This window comes from Streptomyces sp. NPDC107522 (genome assembly GCF_055657525.1).
Map to the genome: position 1 here is coordinate 388,530 of NZ_JBVKAU010000005.1, position 20,793 is coordinate 409,322.

A 20,793-nucleotide genomic window follows, 5' to 3' on the forward strand; every position below is an offset into this window, starting at 1 on the left:
GAGTGCCCACGCATGGTTCCCAAACGCACAAAGGGGGCACATTGGCGTGGTGTGCGTCACCTTGAGACGATGATGGTGTGCCTGGAGTTGCGGTGACACGTTCAGGATCGTCACCGTTTCGGCGGTCTGAACGGCCGGGTACTTGCGCGATCCGTCCCGCCCGTGTGGACTACGGCCAATGCTTCGCGCACGCGCGTGGCTGAGTTATTCCCAAGACATGATCAGGAGGCAACCCGTGAGCGCGACCGCGGACCACGCGGAGGAGCGGACGAACCCTGCCGTCAGGCTGGGGTTCCAGCCCGAGCAGGTGGTCCAGGAGATCGGCTACGACGAGGACGTAGACCAGGAACTCCGCGAGGCCATTGAGGAAGTCGTCGGCAACGAGCTCGTGGACGAGGACTACGACGACGTCGCCGATGCCGTGGTGCTGTGGTTCCGCGACGAGGACGGCGACCTGACGGATGCGCTGGTGGACGCCACCACGTACATCGAAGAGGGCGGCTCGATCCTCCTGCTCACGCCGAAGACCGGCCGTGACGGCTACGTGGAGCCCAGCGACATCTCGGAAGCCGCGACGACGGCGGGTCTGTCGGCGTCCAAGAGCGTCAGCGTCGGCAAGGACTGGAGCGGCAGCCGGCTGGTGACGCCCAAGGCCGCGAAGACCAAGAAGTGATTCGGTGACGGTGCCGGGCCGGGCCGACAGGCCCGGCCCGGCCTCCTGCACGGGCCGCGGTGGCCGCTGCATAGGGTGGGTGCCACCCGAACAGCCCCACCGAAGGGACATCCACGACGATGGCGATCCAGGTCGGCGACAAGGCCCCCGACTTCGAGCTCAAGGACAACCACGGCGCGACCGTGAAGCTCTCCGACTTCCGCGGTTCCAAGAACGTCGTCCTGCTCTTCTACCCCTTCGCCTTCACCGGCGTGTGCACCGGCGAGCTGTGCGAGGTCCGCGACAACCTGCCGAAGTTCTCCGACCGCGACACGCAGGTGCTCGCCGTCTCCAACGACTCCATCCACACCCTGCGCGTCTTCGCCGAGCAGGAGGGCCTGGAGTACCCGCTGCTCAGCGACTTCTGGCCGCACGGCGAGGTCAGCCGCGCCTACGGCGTCTTCGCCGAGGACAAGGGCTGCGCGGTGCGCGGCACCTTCGTCATCGACAAGGAGGGCGTGGTGCGCTGGACCGTCGTCAACGCGCTGCCGGACGCGCGCGACCTGACCGAGTACGTCAAGGCGCTCGACACCCTCTGATCCCGCCCCGCACCGATGATCCCGGCTGTCACCGACACCTGTGATTCTTCGGCATCAAGGCCTGCGAGGTACGGGAACCCGTCACTAGGATCGACTCGTTGATCCGATATCAAACGCACGGCGGGGCTCCCCGCCCCTGGACACCAATGGAGGACTCGTGGGAGTCAGCCTCAGCAAGGGCGGCAACGTATCACTGACCAAGGAGGCCCCCGGCCTCACCGCGGTCATCGTCGGTCTGGGGTGGGACGTCCGCACCACGACCGGCACCGACTTCGACCTCGACGCGAGCGCGCTGCTGCTGAACAACGCCGGAAAGGTCGGCAGCGACCAGCACTTCGTCTTCTTCAACAACCTCAAGAGCCCCGACGGCTCGGTCGAGCACACGGGCGACAACCTCACCGGTGAGGGCGAGGGCGACGACGAGCAGATCAAGGTCAACCTCGCCGGCGTCCCGGCCGACATCGAGAAGATCGTCTTCCCGGTGTCGATCTACGACGCCGAGAACCGCCAGCAGTCCTTCGGCCAGGTCCGCAACGCGTTCATCCGCGTGGTGAACCAGGCCGGCGGCGCCGAGATCGCGCGCTACGACCTCAGCGAGGACGCGTCCACCGAGACCGCGATGGTCTTCGGCGAGCTGTACCGGCACGGCGCGGAGTGGAAGTTCCGCGCCATCGGCCAGGGCTACGCCTCGGGCCTGCGCGGCATCGCGCAGGACTTCGGCGTGAACGTCTGAGTCGTCGAACCCCTGCGTTCGACGACCGAGGCGTGAGAGTCCAGGACGCCACTGGCTGACTCCGGCGCCGCATTCGTTTGGGTGCGGCGCCGGATGCGCAGGACAACCAAAGAAGCAACACCCTGGGGAGGATCAGCATCATGGGCGTCACGCTCGCCAAGGGAGGAAACGTCTCCCTGTCCAAGGCCGCACCGAACCTCACTCAGGTGATGATCGGGCTCGGCTGGGACGCACGCTCCACCACCGGAGCCCCTTTCGACCTCGACGCCAGCGCCCTGATGTGCAACGGCGGACGGGTTCTGGGCGATGAGTGGTTCGTCTTCTACAACCAGCTCAAGAGCCCGGACGGCTCGGTGGAGCACACCGGGGACAACCTCACCGGCGAGGGTGACGGCGACGACGAGTCGATCCTGGTCGACCTGTCGAAGGTGCCGGCCCACTGCGACAAGATCGTCTTCCCCGTCTCCATCCACATGGCCGACGAGCGCGGCCAGACTTTCGGCCAGGTCAGCAACGCCTTCATCCGCGTGGTGAACCAGGCCGACGGGCAGGAGCTCGCCCGCTACGACCTGAGCGAGGACGCCTCCACCGAGACCGCCATGATCTTCGGCGAGGTCTACCGGTACCAGGGGGAATGGAAGTTCCGGGCGGTGGGACAGGGGTACGCGTCCGGACTCCGCGGCATCGCACTGGACTTCGGGGTCAACGTCTCATAACGCGATATGAGCAAAAGCCGGGCCCGGGTGGGATGCGAAGAGGGGCCGACTAGACTTCGGCTTCAAAAGTTCGTAAAGCCGAGTGCGGCGCGGGGGAGCCCCGTACACACAGGATTGGGTAGCCAGTGGTTCTGAAAACCTTCGGTTGGTCGTTCGCGGTCACCGCGCTCGGCCTGGTTGCAGCGGTCCTCTTCGGGGGGTGGACCGCCTTCGGCATCGTGGCGATCCTCTCCGTCCTCGAGATCTCGCTGTCCTTCGACAACGCGGTGGTCAACGCCGGGATCCTGAAGAAGATGAATGCCTTCTGGCAGAAGATCTTCCTCACCGTCGGCATCCTGATCGCCGTCTTCGGTATGCGACTGGTCTTCCCCGTCGTGATCGTCGCGATCAGCGCGTCGCTCGGACCCATCGAGGCGGTCGACCTCGCCCTCAGCGACAAGGACCGCTACCAGGAGCTCGTCACCGACGCCCACCCGGCGATCGCCGCGTTCGGTGGCATGTTCCTGCTGATGATCTTCCTGGACTTCATCTTCGAGGACCGGGACATCAAGTGGCTCGGCTGGCTGGAGCGCCCGCTGGCCAAGCTCGGCAAGGTCGACATGCTGTCGGTCTGCATCGCGCTGGTCGTCCTGCTGATCTCGGCCCTGACCTTCGCGACCAACGCCCACCAGCACGGCGGTGCGCACGTCGACAAGGCGGAGACGGTTCTGCTCTCCGGTATCGCGGGTCTGATCACGTACATGATCGTGGGCGGTCTCTCCGGCTACTTCGAGGGCAAGCTCGAAGAGGAGGAGGAACGCGAGCACGAGGCGGAGGAAGAAGCCGAGCGCAGCGGCAAGCCGCGCTCCGCGGTCGCCCTGGCCGGCAAGGCCGCGTTCTTCATGTTCCTCTACCTCGAGGTCCTGGACGCGTCCTTCTCCTTCGACGGCGTGATCGGCGCCTTCGCCATCACCAACGACATCGTCCTGATGGCGCTGGGCCTCGGTATCGGCGCGATGTACGTCCGGTCGCTGACCGTGTACCTCGTGCGTCAGGGCACCCTCGACGACTACGTCTACCTGGAGCACGGCGCGCACTACGCGATCGGCGCGCTCGCCATGATCCTGCTCGTCACCATCCAGTACGAGATCAACGAGATCATCACCGGTCTGGTCGGTGTGGTCCTGATCGGCTGGTCCTTCTGGTCCTCGGTCCGCCGCAACCGCGCGCTCGCCGCCGCGGAGGGAAAAGCGGAGGCCTCGGACGAGAAGACTGAGGTCTCGTCCGGGGTGTGACACCCCTGCGAGTGAGGAACGCTCTGTGCGGGGCGGCCGGGCTCCGGCCGCCCCGCCGGTTTTTCCAAGTGAACGCGGTTGTTCGCGGGACGTGGGGGCGGAATGGGCTTCTTGGACGGGCTCTGGCGTGGTCGAGCCGCTGAATTCGACTCGGGCAATGCGTCGACGAACTCGATCGAGCTGACCAAGCGGCACGACCGGGTGTCGCTCACGAAGCAAGGCGCTGCCACGGGGCATCTGCGGATCAACCTCGCGTGGCGGATGCGGACGTCCGACATCGGGGGGTCGCAGCGGGAGAGTCTGCTGAGGCATCCGTTCAAGGCGCTCAAGCCGCCGGAGGTGCTCGGGCACAGCCAGAGCATGGTCAATGTCGACCTGGACCTCGGGTGCCTGTATGAGCTGGCCGACGGGACGAAGGGGGTCGTCCAGCCGCTGGGCGGGTTCTTCGGGGACGTGAACTCGCCGCCGTACGTCAAGCTCAGCGGGGACGACCGGTTCGGGTCGGCGTCCGGGGAGACGATGTACGTCAACCTGGATCACCGGGAGAACATCAAGCGGCTGCTGGTCTTCGTGTACATCTATGACCAGACGCCGGCGTTCGACCGTACGCATGCGATCGTCACGTTGTACCCGAGCAACGGGCCCCGGATCGAGATAGGTCTCGATGAGCGGCACCCTCAGGCTCGGTCCTGTGCGGTGGTGATGATCGAGAACATCAAGGGTGAGCTGTGGGTTCGGCGTGAGGTGAAGTTCGTTTACGGGTTTCAGGCCGAGCTGGACCGGTTGTTCGGGTGGGGGTTGCAGTGGGGGCGCGGATACAAGACCAAAGCGGAACGCTGACGCTGGGTCTTGGCCGTTGCGCCCAAGAGCTCGGGGCCTTGTGTTGTTTTGCGGCTGGTGGTTCGTTGTGCCTGGTCGCGCAGTTCCCCGCGCCCCTTGAGGGGCGCTCCCGTCACCGGCCGATGAATTGTGGGCCCTGTGGAGGCAGCTGGAACTCCTGGACCGGGGCTGCCGTCACCGGGGGCGGGTAGCCGTAGCCCGACTGGGCCGTGGCCGGCTGGCTGGTCGGCTGGGGGTAGCCGTAGGCCGGTTGCGTGGTCGGGGGCTGCTGGGGGTAGCCGTAGGACGGCTGGGGCGGGACCGTCGTCGTCGGCTGCTCGGGCGGGAGCGGCTGGGAGACCTCAGGGGCGGGCGTGGGCTCCTGTGCTGCCTCGGCCTCGTCCACCGAGATGCCGAAGTCCGTGGCCAGGCCCTTCAGGCCGTCCGAGTAGCCCTCGCCCAGGGCGCGGAACTTCCAGCCCTCGCCGCGGCGGTACAGCTCACCGCAGATCAGGGCGGTCTCCTGGCCCGTCTCCGGCTTGATGTCGAAGTACGCCAGCGGGTCGCCGTCGGCGGCCGCCGCGTCGTACAGCAGGATGCGTAGGTCCCGTACGCGGTCGAAGGTGACGCCGTCCGCCGAAGCGACCAGCAGAATCTGACCGACGTCGGGCTCGACACCGGCGAGATCTGTCTGGATGGTGTCGGTGAGGCCCTCGGCGAGCCGCTTCTTGCCGAGGCGCCAGACCTTCCCGGAGGGGTGCCGGGGCTGGTTGTAGAAGACGAAGTCCTCGTCGGAGCGCACACGACCGTCGGGGCCGAGGAGCAGAGCCGAGGCATCGACATCCGGGACCCCCTGCCCGGGCGTCCAGCGCAGCACGGCGCGCACCGTCGTGGCCTTGAGCGGGACGTTCGACCCCTTCAACATCGCGTGCGTCATGCCGTCATCCTGCCCTCTCCGTCCTGGTCACGACAACGCGGGGGTACGCGGACCGTGCGCGCTCGTGTTTGTCCGCGTTACCAGAAATTCATGCCCTGCGGGAACCCCCGACATGGGTATCTACGTACTATTACCGGCCACCTGTGAACAGCTCACAGGGGCCACTGAGACACCACGGGGGAGTTCTATGCGTCATTTCGGGCACATCGCCCCGGAGGTGCGGCAGCGCCTCTTCCACCAGGAGCCGTGCGAGTTCACCGCCGACTCCCCGGCCCGGCTGCTCTCCGCGGCCCTGGGCGCCACGCTCTACAGTCCGGCCACCCGGCCGCGGCTCGCCGACGACATCGTCAAGCAGGCGGGGAACGGCGTGGTCTCGATGGTGCTGTGCCTGGAGGACTCCATCGGCGACGAGGACGTCGCGGCGGGCGAGGAGAACCTCGTCCGGCAGCTCGCGGATCTCGCGGGGCGGGCGGGCGCCGCACTGCCGCTGCTCTTCGTCCGGGTGCGCACGCCCGAGCAGATCCCCGACCTCGTCCGGCGCCTGGGCCCGGCCGTGCGGCTGCTGTCCGGGTTCGTGTTCCCCAAGTTCACCGAGGAGCGCGGCATCCCCTTCCTGGAGGCCCTCGCCGCCGCCGAGACCACCGGTGGGCACCGGCTGTTCGGCATGCCCGTGCTGGAGACGCCCGAGCTCATGTACCGGGAGTCCCGCGTGGACGCCCTGGAGGGCATCGCCCGCGCCGTCGACAAGTACCGGGACCGGGTGCTCGCGCTGCGGCTCGGCGTCACCGACTTCTGCTCCTCGTACGGGCTGCGGCGCGCGCCCGACATGACCGCCTACGACGTCCAGATCGTCGCCTCCGTGATCGCCGACGTCGTGAACATGCTGGGGCGGGCCGACGGCACCGGGTACACGGTGACCGGGCCGGTGTGGGAGTACTTCCGCGTCCCCGAGCGCATGTTCAAGCCGATGCTGCGCACCAGCCCGTTCCTGGAGGGACAGGCCGTCGAACTGCGCGAGAAACTGATTGAGCACGCGATGGACGGGTTGCTGCGGGAGATCTCCCTCGACCACGCCAACGGTCTGCTGGGCAAGACCTGCATCCATCCCTCCCATGTGCCGGCGGTGCACGCACTGTCCGTGGTCAGTCACGAGGAGTACGGCGACGCCGTCGACATCCTGCGGCCGGAGCGCGGCGGCGGGGGTGTGCTGAGGTCGGCGTACACGAACAAGATGAACGAGGTGAAGCCGCACCGAGCCTGGGCCGAGCGGACCATGCTGCGCGCGGAGGTCTTCGGCGTCGCGCGCGAGGACGTCAGCTTCGTGGATCTGCTGGCCGCCGGAATTCCCGGCTGAACCCACCTCTATCCAAGGGACGCATGAACAACGCAGTGAACAACGGGGTCTGGTCCGGCAGCTGGGTCGCCGAGCGGCTCGGAGTCCAGCTCGTGGGCGACGACGAGCTCACGGAGCTGCTGGGGCTCGCCCTGCGCCGCAACCCCAAGCGGGCGCACCTGCTGGTCTCCAACGTGCTCGGCAAGCACGTACCGCAGTCACCGTCCGTGGTGTACGGCGCCGGCTTCGCCCTCGGACGCCGGGTACGGGAGCTCTTGGGCGCCGAAGAGGCCGGTGCGGCGGTCGTCCTCGGCTACGCGGAGACGGCGACGGGCCTCGGCCACTCCGTCGCCGACGGCATCGGTTCCGCCCCCTACCTGCACTCCACCCGCCGCCCGGTCGCCGGGGTCGCCCAGGCGGGCGGCTTCGAGGAGTCCCACTCGCACGCCACGTCTCATCTTTTGCTGCCGGAGGATCCCGCCTTGCTGGCCGGGGACGGGCCGCTGGTCCTCGTCGACGACGAGTTCTCGACCGGGAACACGGTCCTGAACACGATCCGCGATCTTCACGAGCGGTATCCGCGGCGGCGGTACGTCGTGGTGGCGCTGGTGGATATGCGGTCAGCGGCGGATTTGGGGCGGCTGGAGGAGTTCGCGCGGGAGATCGGTGCGCGGGTGGATCTGGTGGCGGCGGCTTCGGGGACGGTGCGGTTGCCGGAGGGGGTGTTGGAGAAGGGGCAGGCGTTGGTGGCGCGGTACGAGGCAGAAGGTGCCGCGATAGGTGGTCTGTCGTCTGCTGCGCCGTCACGGCTGGTCGCGCAGTTCCCCGCGCCCCTTGAGGGCGATGGCGGTGCCGCGCGCTTTGAGACCGACGGTCGGACAACCCCCTCAGAGGCGCGGGGAACTGCGCGACCAGCCCCCACCGGCCCGCACCCGGGCGACAACCCCACCCACTCCCGCATCACCCGCGTCGACCTGCACTGGCCCCCCGGCCTCCCCGACGGCGGACGCCACGGCTTCACCCCCGCGCACCGCGCCCGCCTCGAAGGCGCCCTTCCGGCCATGGCAGCCCGCCTCGCAGAGGCACTGCCCCCTGCCGCCCGCCGCGTCCACGTGCTCGGCTTCGAAGAGCTGATGTACGCCCCGCTGCGACTCGCACGTGAGCTGGAGCAGGTCGTGGAGGCCGAGGTGCGGTACTCCACCACCACCCGCTCGCCCGTCCTGGCCGTCGACGACCCCGGCTACGCGATACGCAGCCGTATCGTCTTCCCCGCCCACGACAACCCCGCCGACGGCCCCGGCGAGCGCTACGCCTACAACGTCGCCGGTGCCGACTTCGACGCGGTCATAGCCGTGGTCGACTCGGTCGGCGACACCCCCGAACTGCACGCCCCGGACGGCCTGTTGGCCCAGTTGGCCGCCCACACCCCGCACGTCATCCTCGCGGTCGTCCCCTCGTACGTCCCCGAAAGGCCCTCCATGCTCCCCGAGCCCCTCCGCGGCCCCGCCTTCTCCTCGTACGCCCCCGAGGAGGTCGGCTGGCTGCTCCAGGATCTCTCGGACGTGACGCTGGAGGCGCCGACCGAGGAGCGCGAGGAGGCCATCCAGAGCGGCGGCGCGCACTACGCGGAGTCGCTGCCGGTGGAGTACCAGCCGAGCGAGCAGTACCAGGCGCTGTTCCACGCGGCGCTGGAGGAGTCCGCGGCGCGGCTGGCGCAGGCGGTCGGGGCGGTCACCGAGATCGTCCTCGCCGAGCGGTCGCCGCGCCCGGTGCTCGTCTCCCTCGCCCGCGCCGGCACCCCCGTCGGCGTCCTGATGCGCCGCTGGGCCCAGTTCCGGCACGGCCTCGACCTGCCGCACTACGCCGTGTCGATCGTGCGCGGCCGCGGCATCGACGCCAACGCGCTGCGCTGGCTGGCCGAGCACCACGACCCGCGGGACGTCGTCTTCGTCGACGGCTGGACCGGCAAGGGCGCCATCACCCGCGAACTGGCCGCCGCCCTCGAGGAGTTCGAGCAGTCCGACGGCATCACCGGCTTCGACCCGGAGATCGCCGTACTGGCCGACCCGGGCTCCTGCGTGCGGACGTACGGCACCCGCGACGACTACCTCATCCCGTCCGCGTGCCTCAACTCCACGGTCTCCGGCCTGATCTCGCGCACCGTCCTGCGCGCCGACCTGGTCGGCCCGCACGACTACCACGGCGCGAAGTTCTACCGCGAACTCGCCGGCACCGACGTGTCCGTGGCCTTCCTCGACGCCGTCTCCGCCCGCTTCCCGGAGGTCATGGACGCCGTCGACGCCCAGGCCAAGGAACTGCTGTCCGCCGACCGCGCGCCGACCTGGGAGGGCTGGAAGGCCGTCGAGCGCATCAGCGAGGAGTACGGCATCCACGACGTGAACCTCGTCAAGCCGGGCGTCGGCGAGACCACGCGGGTGCTGCTGCGCCGCGTGCCCTGGAAGATCCTCGCGCGGGCCGGGGCGGGCGCCGACCTGGACCATGTACGTCTGCTGGCCGAACAGAGAGGGGTCCCGGTGGAAGAGGTCGCCGAACTGCCGTACACCTGCGTGGGGTTGATCCACCCCAAGTACACGCGGGGCGCGACGGGCGCCGACGGCAAGGCGGTGAACGTCTGATGCCGGTTCTGGTGGCGAGCGACCTCGACCGTACGCTGATCTACTCCTCCGCGGCCCTCGCGCTGACCATGCCGGACGCGCGGGCGCCCCGGCTGCTGTGCGTGGAGGTGCACGAGAGCAGGCCGCTGTCGTACATGACCGAGACGGCGGCCCAGCTGCTGACCGACCTCGGCGACGCGGCCGTCTTCGTGCCGACCACGACCCGCACCCGCAAGCAGTACCAGCGCATCAACCTGCCGGGCCCGCCGCCGAAGTACGCCATCTGCGCCAACGGCGGCCACCTGCTGGTCGACGGCGTCTCCGACCCCGACTGGCACGCACAGGTCACGGCGCGGCTGGCCGAGCAGTGCGCGCCGCTCGCGGAGGTGCAGGACCACCTGATGGCGACGGCGTCCCCGGCGTGGGTGCGCAAGCACCGGGTCGCCGAGGACCTCTTCGCCTACCTGGTCGTCGAGCGCGAACTGCTGCCCGAGGAATGGGTGAAGGAGCTCGCGGTATGGGCGGAGAACCGCGGCTGGACGGTCTCCCTCCAGGGCCGCAAGATCTACGCCGTCCCGAAGCCCCTCACCAAGAGCGCCGCGATGCACGAGCTGGCGCGGCGCACGGGCGCGGAGCTCACGCTGGCGGCCGGCGACTCCTTGCTGGACGCAGACCTCCTGCTCGCTGCGGACAGGGGCTGGCGGCCGGGACACGGGGAGCTGGCGGACGCCGACTGGACGGCCCCGGCGATCAGTGCTCTGCCGGAAAGGGGTGTGCTGGCGGGGGAGCGAATCCTGCGGGAGTTCCTGAAGGCAACCCGTACACCGACGCCCTAAGGGGCGCGGGGAACTGCGCGACCAGCCACCACGCCGCCGCACCCACACGACGGCACCTCGCGGCACCCCCGTAGGCGACTAGCCGCAACAACCCCCGCCGCAACACCCACCGCCCCCGCCGCTCGCCTTGGGCGCGGGGACGGGAGCCGACGCCGTGCCGCCCACAGCCACAGTCGACAGAAGCTTCACCGTGTCGTCATGCCCCGCAGGGCAACTCGCCGGCGCGGACGACTCCGCCATCGGCCGGCTCAGTTCGAACGTGTCGCCGCAGCTGCGGCACCGGTACTCGTAGCGAGGCATGCGCACAGGTTAACCGGCGTCCGGGTCAGTGCGTGCCGCCCCGCTCCTCACGGATCTGCGCGACCACCCCGGCCACCGCCCGCCGCACCGCCTCCGCCTCGGTCAGGAAGTGCCAGTAGTCCGGATGGCGCCCCTCCAGCGTGCCGATCGCCCGCTCCAGCCGCGCGACGGAGTCGTCCAGGGGCCGTGCGTGCCGCGGATCGGGCGTGTTCCGCCCCGCCATGGCCAGCCGCTGGGCGTCCCGGATTGCGAAGCGCGTCCGGTCGATCTCCTGCTGGGGGTCCTTCTGTACGGCGTTCAGCCGGCGCAGCCGGTCGCCGGCGGCGGAGACCGACTCGTCGGTGCTGTTGAGCAGCGCCCGGACCGTCGACAGCAGCGCGGTGGCGTCCGGCCAGCGCTGGGCGTCCCGCGCGGTCTGGGCCTCCTTCAGCTTCAGCTCGGCCTGCCGTACGTTCTCCGCGGCACGGTCGGGGACGCCCTGCAGGTCCTGCCAGCAGGCCACGGTGAACCGCCGCCGCAGCTCGCTCAGCACCGGCTCGACCTGCCCGGCACGGGTGGTGAGCGCCTGCGCACGCGTACGCAGCGACACGAGGCGATGGTCGATCTCGGCGGCCTTCTCCGGCAGCCGCTCCGCCTCCACCCGGACCGCTTCCGCCGCTCGCGCCACCCGCTCGGCACGCTCCAGCGTCTGCGGGACACCGTGCTGCCCGGCGCCCTGGTTCAGCTTGGTCAGCTCGGGCGCGAGAGCGGCCAGCCGGGCCGCGAGGTCGTCCGCCGTCAGGCCCGATGCCCGTACGGCGTCCAGCGCGTTCGAGGCGGCGAGCAGGCCCTGCCGGGCGCGTTCCACGGCCGGGGCGAGGCGGGCCAGCTGGGTCTCGGCCTTGCCGAGCAGCGGCCCCAGCCCGTCCGCGAACCGGTCCAGCTCGCGCTTGACGGTGTCGAGCTCGTCCTTGGCCCTGGTCAGCTCGGTACGCGCGCGTGCGGCAGCCGAGGCCTCCAGGTCGTCACGGTCCAGGTCGTGGGCGTCGACGGCCTGGATGTACTGGTGGCTGGCCTCGTCGATACGCCGCCCGAGCGCCTCGAAGCCGGTGATCGCATTCCGTGCGGCCGGAGAGTCGTCCACGGCCGCGATCGTCTCGATGGAGATCCGCAGATCCCGCTGGGCGGTGTCCAGCTCATAGAACGCGGCCGCCGCGGCGTCCTTCGCGGCCTGCGCCTCGGCCCGCTGGCTCTCGGCCCGTCCCCCGAACCACCGCCGCGTACCGCCACCGGCGAAGGCGGCGGGCAGGGCGAGGACGGCGACGAGGGGGAGGGCGGCCAGGGTGAGGGTGTCGCGGAGGGCCTGCCCAGCGGGTCGGATCGCGCGACGACCGGCCTGTACGGCGGGACGGCCGGCCCATGGGGCGAAGCGCGCGGGGCGGCGCTGTGCGCGCGGCGCTGACGGCGAGTTCGGCTGCGGAGGTGTCGCCGTCACATCCCTCTCCCGTGCTGTCATTCACCCTGCCCGGTGTCATTCTCCCACCGGTTCAAGACGAACACACGGGCCGGTCAGTTCGCCGTTCGCACCGTGAGTTTTCCGTCGCCGGTGCGCGCGGAGACCACATGGGAGCTGGTGTCGTCCCGGGGCACGGACACGTCGACCGCGCCGTCACCGGCCTGCGTCGTCACGCGGTACGTGGCGCGCGGCAGCTCGACCGTCACGGAGCCGTCGCCGCTGCGGGTCTCCACCAGGTCCGGCACGGTGCCGAGTTCGAGCCGGACCGAGCCGTCATTGGTCTTCGCCTTCACCCGGCGCGAGGAGACATCGGAGACCCGCACCGAGCCGTCGCGGGTCTCCAGGTCCAGCGGACCGCTGGAGTCGGTGACCTGCACGGACCCGTCCGCCGTACGAATGCTCAGCGCGTCCCGGAACCCCCGCGCCCGCACGCTGCCGTCCCCGTCCTCGACCTTCACGGTGACGCCGCGCGGCACCTCGATACGGTGCTTGGCCGAGCAGTCGGCGATCATGCCGGAGCACTTCTCCCGCAGCACCAGCCGGTCGCCCTTCATCGCCCAGGTCACCTCGGGGTCCGAACCGATCGCGACCGACCCCTGGAACCACCGGGTGACCTCGACGGTGCCGGTCTTGGTCCCGTCGGCGGCGACGATCTCCAGCGCCGAGTCGTCGGAGTCGACGGTCAGCGTCCGCCCCTCCAGCGCGAAGGACCGGTGCTCGGGATCCTTGTCGTCCCCGGCGGAGGCCCCACACGCGGCGAGACCCGCGACGAGCACCACGACGGCTCCGGCTACGGCGACGGCGCGGGTGGGAACGGTACGGGCCATGACGGACTCCCCCTGAGACTTCCTGAGACGTGCTGAAACTCCCCTGACACCGGGGTCGACGGCTCAGGATGACGACGATTCCTTGATCGTACGGATCCCGGGTCCGCCGGAGGATCCGGGCTGCTCCCGGATCCGTGGTGGGGACAACCCCCGGTGTGCCCCCGGATCCCCCGGCCTCCCCGGACCGTCCGCGATACGGGTTTGCGGGACATGGCCCCTGGCAAGGTAGGCTGTCGACTCGTTCTCGGGTGCGTAGCTCAGGGGTAGAGCGCCTGCCTTACAAGCAGGATGTCGGCGGTTCGAAACCGTCCGCGCCCACAGCAGCACAGGGCCCCGCCGTTCGCGGCGGGGCCCTGTGCGTTTCAGTTCTCTTCCTCGGTGGACGCCTCGTGGGCGTGCTTCAGTTTCATGCGGGCGTCGACCCGCTCCGCTCCGGACAGCTCCGACCAGAAGCGGTGGCCGCTGACGAACACGGCGAGCTCGTGTTCGCGCCGTCGGAGCTTCTCCACCTCCGCCTGCTCGTCCTCCGTCCAGCCGGGGGAGGCGGGGCGCTCGACCTTGCGCCAGCCGTTGTCGTCGCTGAATCCGTCCAGGGGCACGACCGACCAGGGAAGCCGCCTCAGCAGGGCCGACAGCTCGGCCCGGACCTGATGCAGCTCCTCCTGGCCGGCGAGGAGGTCACTCGGAAAGTCATAGGGCGTAGCCACGGCGCAATGCTACGCCTGTTCGATTTTGGGTTGCGAGCTCCTTTGGGCGGTTCATGCGAACGAGTGTGTGGGCGGATGATCGCCACGCGTTCCTTGAGCGCGTGTCTCCTGCACCGCGACCCAAAAAGGCGCCTCACCGAGACGGGGGGCTCGGTGAGGCGCCGTCCTGCGGGTGGTCAGTCGAAGTCGGTCGGACGGCCGAGAGACTCCACCTCGTCCACCTCCTGCAGTCGTCGTTGGAGGCGCTCGCGGATCCGGTCGACGGCGTTGGCACCCAGCGGGAGACGCAGCGGGGGGTTTTCCATCCGGGTGGCTGTGATGATGGCGCGGGCTGCGCGGGCGGGATCGCCCGGCTGCGTGCCGTGCATGGCGAGGAACTGCTGTTTGGCCGGGTCCAGGGCGGACTGGTAGTCGTCGATCGGGTCGGCCCAGCGCACGGACCGGCCGGTGAAGTCGGTGCGGAAGGGGCCGGGTTCCACGATGAGGACGTGGATGCCGAGGTGGGCGACTTCGGCGGCCAGTCCCTCGGAGAGTCCTTCAAGGGCGAACTTGGTGCCCGCGTACGCGGTTCCGCCCAGGGTGGCCATGACGCCGCCGACGGAGGACATCTGGACGATGCGGCCGGAGCGCTGGGCCCGCATGGCCGGCAGAACGGCCCGTGTGACATCCAGTGCGCCGAAGACGTTGGTTTCGAACTGTCGGCGCAGCTCGGTCTCCGAGAGCTCTTCGAGGGCTCCGCGCAGTGCGTAGCCGGCGTTGTTGACCAGGACGTCGATACGGCCGAAGTCCTTGAGGGCGGTGTCCACTGCGAGGCGGACCGCGGTGGGGTCGGTGACGTCCAGGGGGAGCGCACGGACCCGGTCGGGCGCGAGAGCGACGAGGTCGTCGAGGGTGCTGGTGTCGCGTGCGGTGGCGACGAGCCGGTCGCCGTCGGCGATGACCTCGTGGGCCAGGGCGCGGCCCAGACCGGTGCTGGTGCCGGTGATGAACCACACCTTGGTGGTCGTGGGATCAGCGTTGTGTGACGGCATCGGAGTTCCTTACCTGGTGGTCCTTGAACATGAGGCTGTGTCAGCGGTGCGGCTGCTCGGGCTGCGTCGGCGTACTGTCAGCCGGCGGTGCGCGACCCGACGGCCAGGGCGTCGTCGGGCTGCTCCTGTGGTCCGGGGCTCTCCGTTCGCGCGTCACCGGCCGTGGGGAAGGCGGTGCGGCCCATCGCGGCGGCCAGGGCCAGTACGGCGGCGAAGAGGCCGAGGCTGGTCCAGGGCAGGGGACCGGTGCCTCGGGCCGCGTAGAGAGCGCCGCCCAGGAAAGGCCCTGCGGCCATGCCTGCGTTGAGCATCGTGACCAGCATCGACTGGGCGATTTCCATGGCGGAGCCGGCGGCTCGGGCGGATGCAGCCTGCAGCATGGTCGGGGCCGCGCCCAGGGCCATTCCCCAGACGGCAATGGCGGCGACGGTGGTCACGGGGCTGGAAGCGAGGGTGGCGAGCAGCGCCATGGCGCCGGTGAAGGCCGCGAAAGTGGTCAGGACGACGGCGCGCAGGTGGCGGTCGATGAGGGCTCCGGTCAGCCACAGTCCGGTGATGGCGGCGAGGCCGAAGACGAACAGGACGACGTCGACTCGGTTGTCCAGGCCGGAGGAGGACAGGAACGAGGCGATGTACGTGTACATGTTCATGTGACCGACCTCGAAGGCGAACGCGACCAGCATCAGGATCGTGATGCCGGGCTGCATGAGGACCCGCCTGACCGGGACGCGTTCGTGGGCGGCCTCCCCCGAGATGGGCGGAAGGGCGGCGCGGGCCCAAAAGGTGACGACCAGTCCGAGGGCGGCCATGACGACGAAGGTGGAGCGCCATCCGATGCCGGTGCCCAGGGCGGTGCCGGCGGGGACGCCGACGGCCAGGGCGATGGGTACGCCGCCCATGGAGATGGCCAAGGCCCTGCCCTTGCTGGCGTCGGGGACCATGCGCATGGCGTATCCGGCGATCATCGCCCACTGCAGGCCTGCGCCCAGGCCGGCGATGAGGCGGCCGGTGAAGGTGAGGGCGAACCAGGGCGAGGCTGCCGTGGCGGCGTTGGCCGCGACCACGGACAGGACGGTGGCCAGCAGCACGGGGCGGCGTGGCCAGCGGCGGGTGAGTGCGGTCAGCGGTATCGCGGCGAGCATGGAGCCGGACGCGTAGACGGTGACCAACTGTCCGGCGGTGGCCTGTGAGACGTCGAGGCCGTCGCTGATCTGGGGGAGGAGGCCGGCGGGGACCGTTTCGGTGAGCACCGTGACGAATCCGGCGACCGCGAGGGCGAGGAGCCCGGCCCAGGGCAGGCCGTGCGGATCCTCGTTGGTGGACGTGTGTGTCACGAGCCCTCCTGATGTGGTTATCTTGAGTGCCAAGGTAATTTATCTTGAGACTCAAGGGAGTGTCAAAGGTGTCCAGCTCCGAGCAACCGTTTGAGCCACATGACTCGGTGGAGGCCGAACTGCCTCGGTGGGTCGCCGACATGCCCGACGTCGATCCGCTGACCGAGGCCGCCCGCCAGCGCATCGGGCGCATGGGCAGGCTTTTCGACCGCCTGCTCACCCAGGTCGCGGCCGACAACGAGCTCACTGCCGGCGACTGGGCGGCGCTGTCGGCCCTGCAGCGCTCCGGCCCGCCCTACCAGGCCTCTCCCACCACGCTCTCCCAGCAACTGGGCATTACTTCGGGCACGATGAGTGTGCGCCTGGCCCGCCTCTCCCAGGCGGGACTGATCGAGTCCGTGGCCGCGGACGACGGCCGTAGCAAACCCGTCCGGCTCACTTCGCACGGCCAGGACCGCTGGCGGGCCGCCACACAACAGCGCACCGACCGGGAGCGCCGGCTGTTCGCCGAAGCGCTCTCGCCAGATGACCTGAAGAATCTCAACGCGCTGCTCAGCCGCCTGCTGGGCCGTCTCGAGGACGAGTTCGGCCAGGCCACCCGCCACGACGTTCCCAAAGACGCCTGAGCCGCGGCCGACAGCAGACCAACCGCCGCAGGCCGGCAGAGGGAGACCTTCCCGGTCGGGCGCCTGCGCGCGCAGCAGGCCTCAGTTGAGCTGCCCGACGGGCCGTATCTGAAGGTGGTTGATGTCCATGCCCGACGGCTGGTTCAAGGCGAACAGGATGCAGTTGGCGACGTCCTGGGCGCTCATCACCGGGCCTTCCGGCCGGCCTCCCCGGTTGTCCCAAAAGGGGGTGTCGACCTTGCCGGGCGCCACCAGGGTCACCCCGACACCATCGGCGGTGACCGCGAGCCGGGTGTTCTCCGCCAGCGCGTGCAGCGCCCATTTGGTGACCGAGTAGAGGTTGTCGGGGCTGTTCTTGGCCCCGGCGACGCTGCCGACCAGGATGAGCCGGCCGCGGCTGTCCTTCAGGTGGGGCATGCACTCGCGCACGACGAGTGCGGGACCCAGCACATTGGTCATCACCATGGCCTGCATGGCCTCGGGTGTGTGGTCCATGAGCGTTCCGGGCAGCGAGAACCCCGCGTTGACCACGACGTTTTCCAGAGGGCCCCACTGCGTCACGAGCCGGACGGCCTTGGTCACGGCGGAGGCGTCGGAGGTGTCTCCCGGCAGTGTCATGAGGTCGTCGCGGGTGTCCTGGGCGGCCGCGAAGGCCGCGAGCTTGTCGGGGTCCCGGCCCGTGAGGGCGACGCGGTGGCCCTGCTTGAGCAGGCTCTGGGCGGTGGCAGCACCGATGCCGCTGCTGCCGCCGGTGATCAGGGTGATGGGCTTCATACGAGGCTCGATTCGTCGATGGCGGGCATCGGCTGTCCGTCCGGCGTCCAGTTCCGCAGGAAGGAGGGCTGCCGGGTGATGTCGACCAGCCCGATGTGGCCACCGAGGCTGGTCAGGTGGTGGTGGGCGAAGGCTCGTCCGTAGGGCATCCCGGTGCTGTGGTGGCCGTGCAGGTGGGCCACCACAGCTGTTTCATGCGGCGTTGTTGATGAAGCGCGGGCCGTAGAAGACGGGTCGGCTCAGGTCCGTGTAGCGCTCCAACGCCCGGTATTCGCGTGGGTACAGCTCAGCCAGCCGGGCAATGGCCGCCGGCGGGACCTGATGGCGCATGATGTTGAAGCAGGACCGCACACGCATCTGGTCCATCTGCGTGACCGCGGCACCCAGTGACGGCCACCAGGTTTCGACCGGACCGTTCCACGAGGTGTCCAGGGCCACCATCATCTGGGTGTAGGCGTCGTCGAAGCCCTCGAGTTCCTTGCGGACCTCAGGTCCCTGCGGATCGAGTGCGAGGAGCGCCGCGTAGCCGTCGTCCGGTACCGCGAGCGTGTTGATGACCACGGGCCAGGCGATCTCCTCGCCGGTGAAGAAGTCCCGTTCCGTCTCTCGTGAGATGACCGTGTCCTGGGGGGCGAGGTAGCGCCGGCCGTAGCGCAGTTCGGCGAAGCGCGCGTAGTGGGATCCCTCCTTCTGGAAGTTCTCCCGGGCCGTCTCCACCGTCCCCTCGCCGTCGCCCTCCCCCTGTTCGGTGATGATGTCGAGCCCCTGGAGGAGCTTGCCCACGGGATCACCGTCGTCCGGCTCGAAGGTCAGGTAGCCGAGGTTGCCGCCCACCTGGTTGGCCGGACCGCCCATCCGGACCGCGCGTTCGACCGCTGCCGCATTGCGGATGATCGCCTCCCGGACGGCGTCGTAGAACGCGCCGATCGTCGGGTAGGCGGATCCCCGCTGGCGGGCGTTGAGCATGAACTCCGGGGCCTCCAGGCGCATGAACGCCTCCAGGCTCGTGGTGGACAGCCTGGCCAGGCGCAGCCGCAGGTCGGGGGCCACCCCGCCCGGCAGCCCGCCGGCGCCGGGGTAGGACGGCGCCAGGCCCTTGATGTCCGGGCTGCCGCCCAGCGCGGCGACCATGTTGGCGGCGATGGCCATGTGGACCATCTCCTCCATCAGCACGCTGCGGATGGTGTTGTAGGAGGGGTAGTTCTGCACCTCGAGCGAGTACATGGCGGCGCAGTACAGCGGCATCGTGGAGTGCTCGAGCGCCACCGCGGTCTGCAGTGCGCCGCGGATCCAGTCGAGGTCCCGCAGCGGGATGGGCGTGGTCATGTGACGGCTCTCCAGGGGGAGTCGGGTGCTCAGGCAGTGGCGTCGGCGTCCAGCGGCGGGTAGAGCATGGGCTGGAAGAGGTTCTGGAAGGACTCCTCCAGCTCCGGGTGCTGGTAGAACTCGGGTCCGGTCTCCTCGAAGATGACGTCTCCGATGCCGCCGAGCGTGTCGAACATCATCGAGACGATCGTTCCGACCTCGCGCCCGAAGTAGTGGGCGACGAGCGCGACGGCGCCGCCGTTGACGCCGTAGGAGCCGGTGAACGTCCAGATCCGGGAGGCGGTGTTGGCGATCCACATCCGCCGGGCGACGGGAACGGTGAAGCCTTCCTCGCGCAGACCCCGCGCCACCGCCGCGACGCAGGTCAGCGGCTCGTCGTTGACGATGCCCGAGCGTGCCAGGACGCCGACGCCCGAGCAGTTCGCCGCGATGACCTTCCCGGCCTCGTGGTGGCGCCGGATGACCTTGTGGAGCCGGTCGTTGGTCAGCAGTGCTCCGGAGCCGACGCCGCCGGGGATGTAGAGGATGTCGAAGAGCTCGTCGTCGTTGAGGACGGAGTCGGCGACGACGTTGGTGCCCATCTGCATCTTGATGACACCGGGCTCCAGGGCGACCAGGCGCACATCCAGCTCGCGGGCGGCCGCTTCACGCTGCCACGGCGCGATCTGGCCGGAGGTGACCATCCCTGCCCCCTTGAATATCTCCAGAGGGGTGATGGTGTCCTGCTCCGAGCAGGCTTCGTAGCCCAGCACGCCGATGGAGTTGATCTGCGGCGTCACGCTGTCCGGTGCCTGGCCCTGGCGGCCTCGAGCGGGCGTCGGGGTGCTCACAGTGTGTCTCCTCAAAAATGGGGGCAAATAGGGGAACCAGCCGCTTCGATGTCGGTGCGGCGTGGATTCCTGAAGGCACCCTGCCAATAGGCGATCGGTGCATCAAATAAGCAGGGACGCAGGCGGCCATCACCTCCCGAAGCCCCCGGCGCGCTGTTATGGCGGCCATAGCGGCTGCTATTTGGAAGTCGTGACGGCTCTGTCTAACGTCCTTGCCAGACCGGGGACGAAGCCAGCCATGAAAAGGGGGATCAGCCATGCCTGAGATGGCTCAGGGCATCCAGAACGCGTCTGATCTGATGGTGAGAATCGATCCCGGTCCGCGTGATTTCTCCGCCCTCAATGAGGCGGTAAGGAAAGGCTCACGCATCGGAAATGAGAACACGGAGGCGGATCACCACCTCAATGAGGTCATTCCCAAGCCGTGGGGCATGGAATACCGCATTTACGTGGACGACTTCATCGATGTGTGGAACCTGAAGATCAATGAGGGTGAATCCACCTCGATGCATGTGCATCCGCGGAAGCTGACCTACCTGCTGTGCCTCGCGGGGCAGGGAGTGACCGACACCCTTTCCGGCCAGGTCCCCGTAGGGGCAGGGACGATCCTGCGTATCGGCGGCGGCGCCTTCCATTCCAGCAAGAGCATCGGGCCCGGCCCGCTGTGGCTGGTCGAAGTGGAAGCCCCCCGCAACAAGTTCGACCTGATCCGGCTCCGGGACAACTACGACCGGCAGGGCACCGGCTACGAGCAGGACCACACCGAGGTCCCGGACCTGCCCGCGCGCCCTGTCTCGTTCCTGCCCCAGGCCAGGCTCCGCGACCGTTCCCCGGACGGCGAGTTCGGCTTTTCCATCCGCGCCGGCGCCGACATCTTCTACCGGCGCCAGCCCCGGGACCTCTTCCACATCCCGCTCGGCCTGACCGGTGTGGTGACCGGCGAGCTCGACATCCTCGCCCCCGCACAGGCAGACGGCCGACGCCCCGCACTGGACCAGTACTACCTGTCCCTGGCACTCGACTAAGGAG

General features: G+C 69.3%; 22 protein-coding genes and 1 tRNA gene. 12 read left to right on the forward strand and 11 right to left on the reverse strand.

Going from position 1 to position 20,793, the window contains the following annotated elements; genetic code table 11:
- Positions 1 to 235 precede the first annotated feature (235 nt).
- The 6 genes from ACZ7L6_RS18910 to ACZ7L6_RS18935 all read left to right on the forward strand — a co-directional run bounded on the left by ACZ7L6_RS18910 (position 236) and on the right by ACZ7L6_RS18935 (position 4,814).
- Complete coding sequence (locus ACZ7L6_RS18910) at positions 236 to 673, forward strand: DUF3052 domain-containing protein (protein ID WP_031476285.1); 438 nt, start codon at positions 236 to 238, stop codon at positions 671 to 673.
- 119 nt (positions 674 to 792) lie between these two features.
- Positions 793 to 1,251 carry a peroxiredoxin gene (locus ACZ7L6_RS18915; protein ID WP_471925205.1) on the forward strand — a complete coding sequence of 153 codons (459 nt, stop codon included), beginning with the start codon at positions 793 to 795 and terminating at the stop codon, positions 1,249 to 1,251.
- 157 nt (positions 1,252 to 1,408) lie between these two features.
- A complete protein-coding gene (locus ACZ7L6_RS18920; RefSeq protein ID WP_471925207.1) occupies positions 1,409 to 1,984 on the forward strand; it encodes a calcium homeostasis/redox stress adaptation protein in 576 nt (191 codons plus the stop codon).
- 140 nt (positions 1,985 to 2,124) lie between these two features.
- Complete coding sequence (locus ACZ7L6_RS18925; RefSeq protein ID WP_398817642.1) at positions 2,125 to 2,700, forward strand: TerD family protein; 576 nt, start codon at positions 2,125 to 2,127, stop codon at positions 2,698 to 2,700.
- Between the two features lie 125 nt (positions 2,701 to 2,825).
- Positions 2,826 to 3,974, forward strand: a complete 1,149-nt coding sequence (locus tag ACZ7L6_RS18930; protein ID WP_471925209.1) for a DUF475 domain-containing protein — start codon at positions 2,826 to 2,828, stop codon at positions 3,972 to 3,974.
- A 102-nt stretch (positions 3,975 to 4,076) separates the two neighbouring features.
- Positions 4,077 to 4,814 (forward strand): TerD family protein, encoded by a 738-nt coding sequence (locus ACZ7L6_RS18935; RefSeq protein ID WP_471925211.1) that lies wholly within the window; start codon positions 4,077 to 4,079, stop codon positions 4,812 to 4,814.
- Between the two features lie 112 nt (positions 4,815 to 4,926).
- Here the strand turns inward: ACZ7L6_RS18935 and ACZ7L6_RS18940 are convergent, their stop codons facing one another.
- Complete coding sequence (locus ACZ7L6_RS18940; protein WP_471925213.1) at positions 4,927 to 5,730, reverse strand: TerD family protein; 804 nt, start codon at positions 5,728 to 5,730, stop codon at positions 4,927 to 4,929.
- Positions 5,731 to 5,917: 187 nt separating this feature from the next.
- Here ACZ7L6_RS18940 and ACZ7L6_RS18945 point away from each other — a divergent pair, with 187 nt between their 5' ends.
- Genes ACZ7L6_RS18945 through ACZ7L6_RS18955 form a run of 3 tightly spaced genes read left to right on the forward strand, consistent with a single transcriptional unit; the run spans position 5,918 to position 10,514 of the window.
- A complete protein-coding gene (locus tag ACZ7L6_RS18945; protein ID WP_471925215.1) occupies positions 5,918 to 7,084 on the forward strand; it encodes an HpcH/HpaI aldolase/citrate lyase family protein in 1,167 nt (388 codons plus the stop codon).
- A 23-nt stretch (positions 7,085 to 7,107) separates the two neighbouring features.
- The gene (locus ACZ7L6_RS18950; protein ID WP_471925217.1) at positions 7,108 to 9,699 is read left to right on the forward strand and encodes a phosphoribosyltransferase; all 2,592 of its coding nucleotides are present in this window, start codon (positions 7,108 to 7,110) and stop codon (positions 9,697 to 9,699) included.
- A complete protein-coding gene (locus ACZ7L6_RS18955; protein ID WP_471925219.1) occupies positions 9,699 to 10,514 on the forward strand; it encodes an HAD family hydrolase in 816 nt (271 codons plus the stop codon). The genes ACZ7L6_RS18950 and ACZ7L6_RS18955 overlap by 1 nt, the downstream gene beginning before the upstream one ends.
- Before the next feature lie 78 nt (positions 10,515 to 10,592).
- Here the strand turns inward: ACZ7L6_RS18955 and ACZ7L6_RS18960 are convergent, their stop codons facing one another.
- The 3 genes from ACZ7L6_RS18960 to ACZ7L6_RS18970 all read right to left on the reverse strand — a co-directional run bounded on the left by ACZ7L6_RS18960 (position 10,593) and on the right by ACZ7L6_RS18970 (position 13,136).
- Positions 10,593 to 10,814 (reverse strand): FmdB family zinc ribbon protein, encoded by a 222-nt coding sequence (locus tag ACZ7L6_RS18960; RefSeq protein ID WP_471925221.1) that lies wholly within the window; start codon positions 10,812 to 10,814, stop codon positions 10,593 to 10,595.
- Between the two features lie 25 nt (positions 10,815 to 10,839).
- Complete coding sequence (locus ACZ7L6_RS18965; RefSeq protein ID WP_471925223.1) at positions 10,840 to 12,288, reverse strand: hypothetical protein; 1,449 nt, start codon at positions 12,286 to 12,288, stop codon at positions 10,840 to 10,842.
- A 74-nt stretch (positions 12,289 to 12,362) separates the two neighbouring features.
- Positions 12,363 to 13,136 carry a DUF4097 family beta strand repeat-containing protein gene (locus ACZ7L6_RS18970; RefSeq protein WP_471925225.1) on the reverse strand — a complete coding sequence of 258 codons (774 nt, stop codon included), beginning with the start codon at positions 13,134 to 13,136 and terminating at the stop codon, positions 12,363 to 12,365.
- A 246-nt stretch (positions 13,137 to 13,382) separates the two neighbouring features.
- Between ACZ7L6_RS18970 and ACZ7L6_RS18975 the strand changes: the two genes are divergently transcribed.
- A tRNA-Val gene (locus ACZ7L6_RS18975) sits at positions 13,383 to 13,454 on the forward strand.
- A gap of 44 nt (positions 13,455 to 13,498) precedes the next feature.
- On the opposite strand, the gene ACZ7L6_RS18980 is transcribed toward ACZ7L6_RS18975, so the two are convergent.
- The 3 genes from ACZ7L6_RS18980 to ACZ7L6_RS18990 form a co-directional block, all read right to left on the reverse strand.
- A complete protein-coding gene (locus ACZ7L6_RS18980) occupies positions 13,499 to 13,843 on the reverse strand; it encodes a hypothetical protein (RefSeq protein WP_471925227.1) in 345 nt (114 codons plus the stop codon).
- 176 nt (positions 13,844 to 14,019) lie between these two features.
- Positions 14,020 to 14,874, reverse strand: a complete 855-nt coding sequence (locus ACZ7L6_RS18985) for an oxidoreductase (RefSeq protein WP_471925229.1) — start codon at positions 14,872 to 14,874, stop codon at positions 14,020 to 14,022.
- 77 nt (positions 14,875 to 14,951) lie between these two features.
- On the reverse strand, positions 14,952 to 16,208 hold the full coding sequence (locus tag ACZ7L6_RS18990) for an MFS transporter (protein WP_471925231.1): 1,257 nt from the start codon (positions 16,206 to 16,208) through the stop codon (positions 14,952 to 14,954).
- A gap of 68 nt (positions 16,209 to 16,276) precedes the next feature.
- Between ACZ7L6_RS18990 and ACZ7L6_RS18995 the strand changes: the two genes are divergently transcribed.
- Positions 16,277 to 16,834: a MarR family winged helix-turn-helix transcriptional regulator gene (locus tag ACZ7L6_RS18995; RefSeq protein ID WP_471925233.1), complete on the forward strand. Its 558-nt coding sequence runs from the start codon at positions 16,277 to 16,279 to the stop codon at positions 16,832 to 16,834.
- A gap of 81 nt (positions 16,835 to 16,915) precedes the next feature.
- Here the strand turns inward: ACZ7L6_RS18995 and ACZ7L6_RS19000 are convergent, their stop codons facing one another.
- The 4 genes from ACZ7L6_RS19000 to ACZ7L6_RS19015 are packed head-to-tail and all read right to left on the reverse strand — an operon-like array spanning position 16,916 to position 19,764.
- Positions 16,916 to 17,608 carry an SDR family oxidoreductase gene (locus tag ACZ7L6_RS19000; RefSeq protein ID WP_471925235.1) on the reverse strand — a complete coding sequence of 231 codons (693 nt, stop codon included), beginning with the start codon at positions 17,606 to 17,608 and terminating at the stop codon, positions 16,916 to 16,918.
- Complete coding sequence (locus ACZ7L6_RS19005; protein WP_471925237.1) at positions 17,605 to 17,757, reverse strand: hypothetical protein; 153 nt, start codon at positions 17,755 to 17,757, stop codon at positions 17,605 to 17,607. Before ACZ7L6_RS19005 ends, ACZ7L6_RS19000 begins: the two co-directional genes overlap by 4 nt.
- 43 nt (positions 17,758 to 17,800) lie before the next feature.
- Positions 17,801 to 18,934: a ferritin-like domain-containing protein gene (locus ACZ7L6_RS19010; protein WP_471925239.1), complete on the reverse strand. Its 1,134-nt coding sequence runs from the start codon at positions 18,932 to 18,934 to the stop codon at positions 17,801 to 17,803.
- A 29-nt stretch (positions 18,935 to 18,963) separates the two neighbouring features.
- A complete protein-coding gene (locus tag ACZ7L6_RS19015) occupies positions 18,964 to 19,764 on the reverse strand; it encodes a DJ-1/PfpI family protein (protein WP_471925241.1) in 801 nt (266 codons plus the stop codon).
- Positions 19,765 to 20,021: 257 nt separating this feature from the next.
- Between ACZ7L6_RS19015 and ACZ7L6_RS19020 the strand changes: the two genes are divergently transcribed.
- On the forward strand, positions 20,022 to 20,789 hold the full coding sequence (locus ACZ7L6_RS19020; protein WP_471925243.1) for a cupin domain-containing protein: 768 nt from the start codon (positions 20,022 to 20,024) through the stop codon (positions 20,787 to 20,789).
- The last annotated feature ends 4 nt before the right edge of the window (positions 20,790 to 20,793 follow it).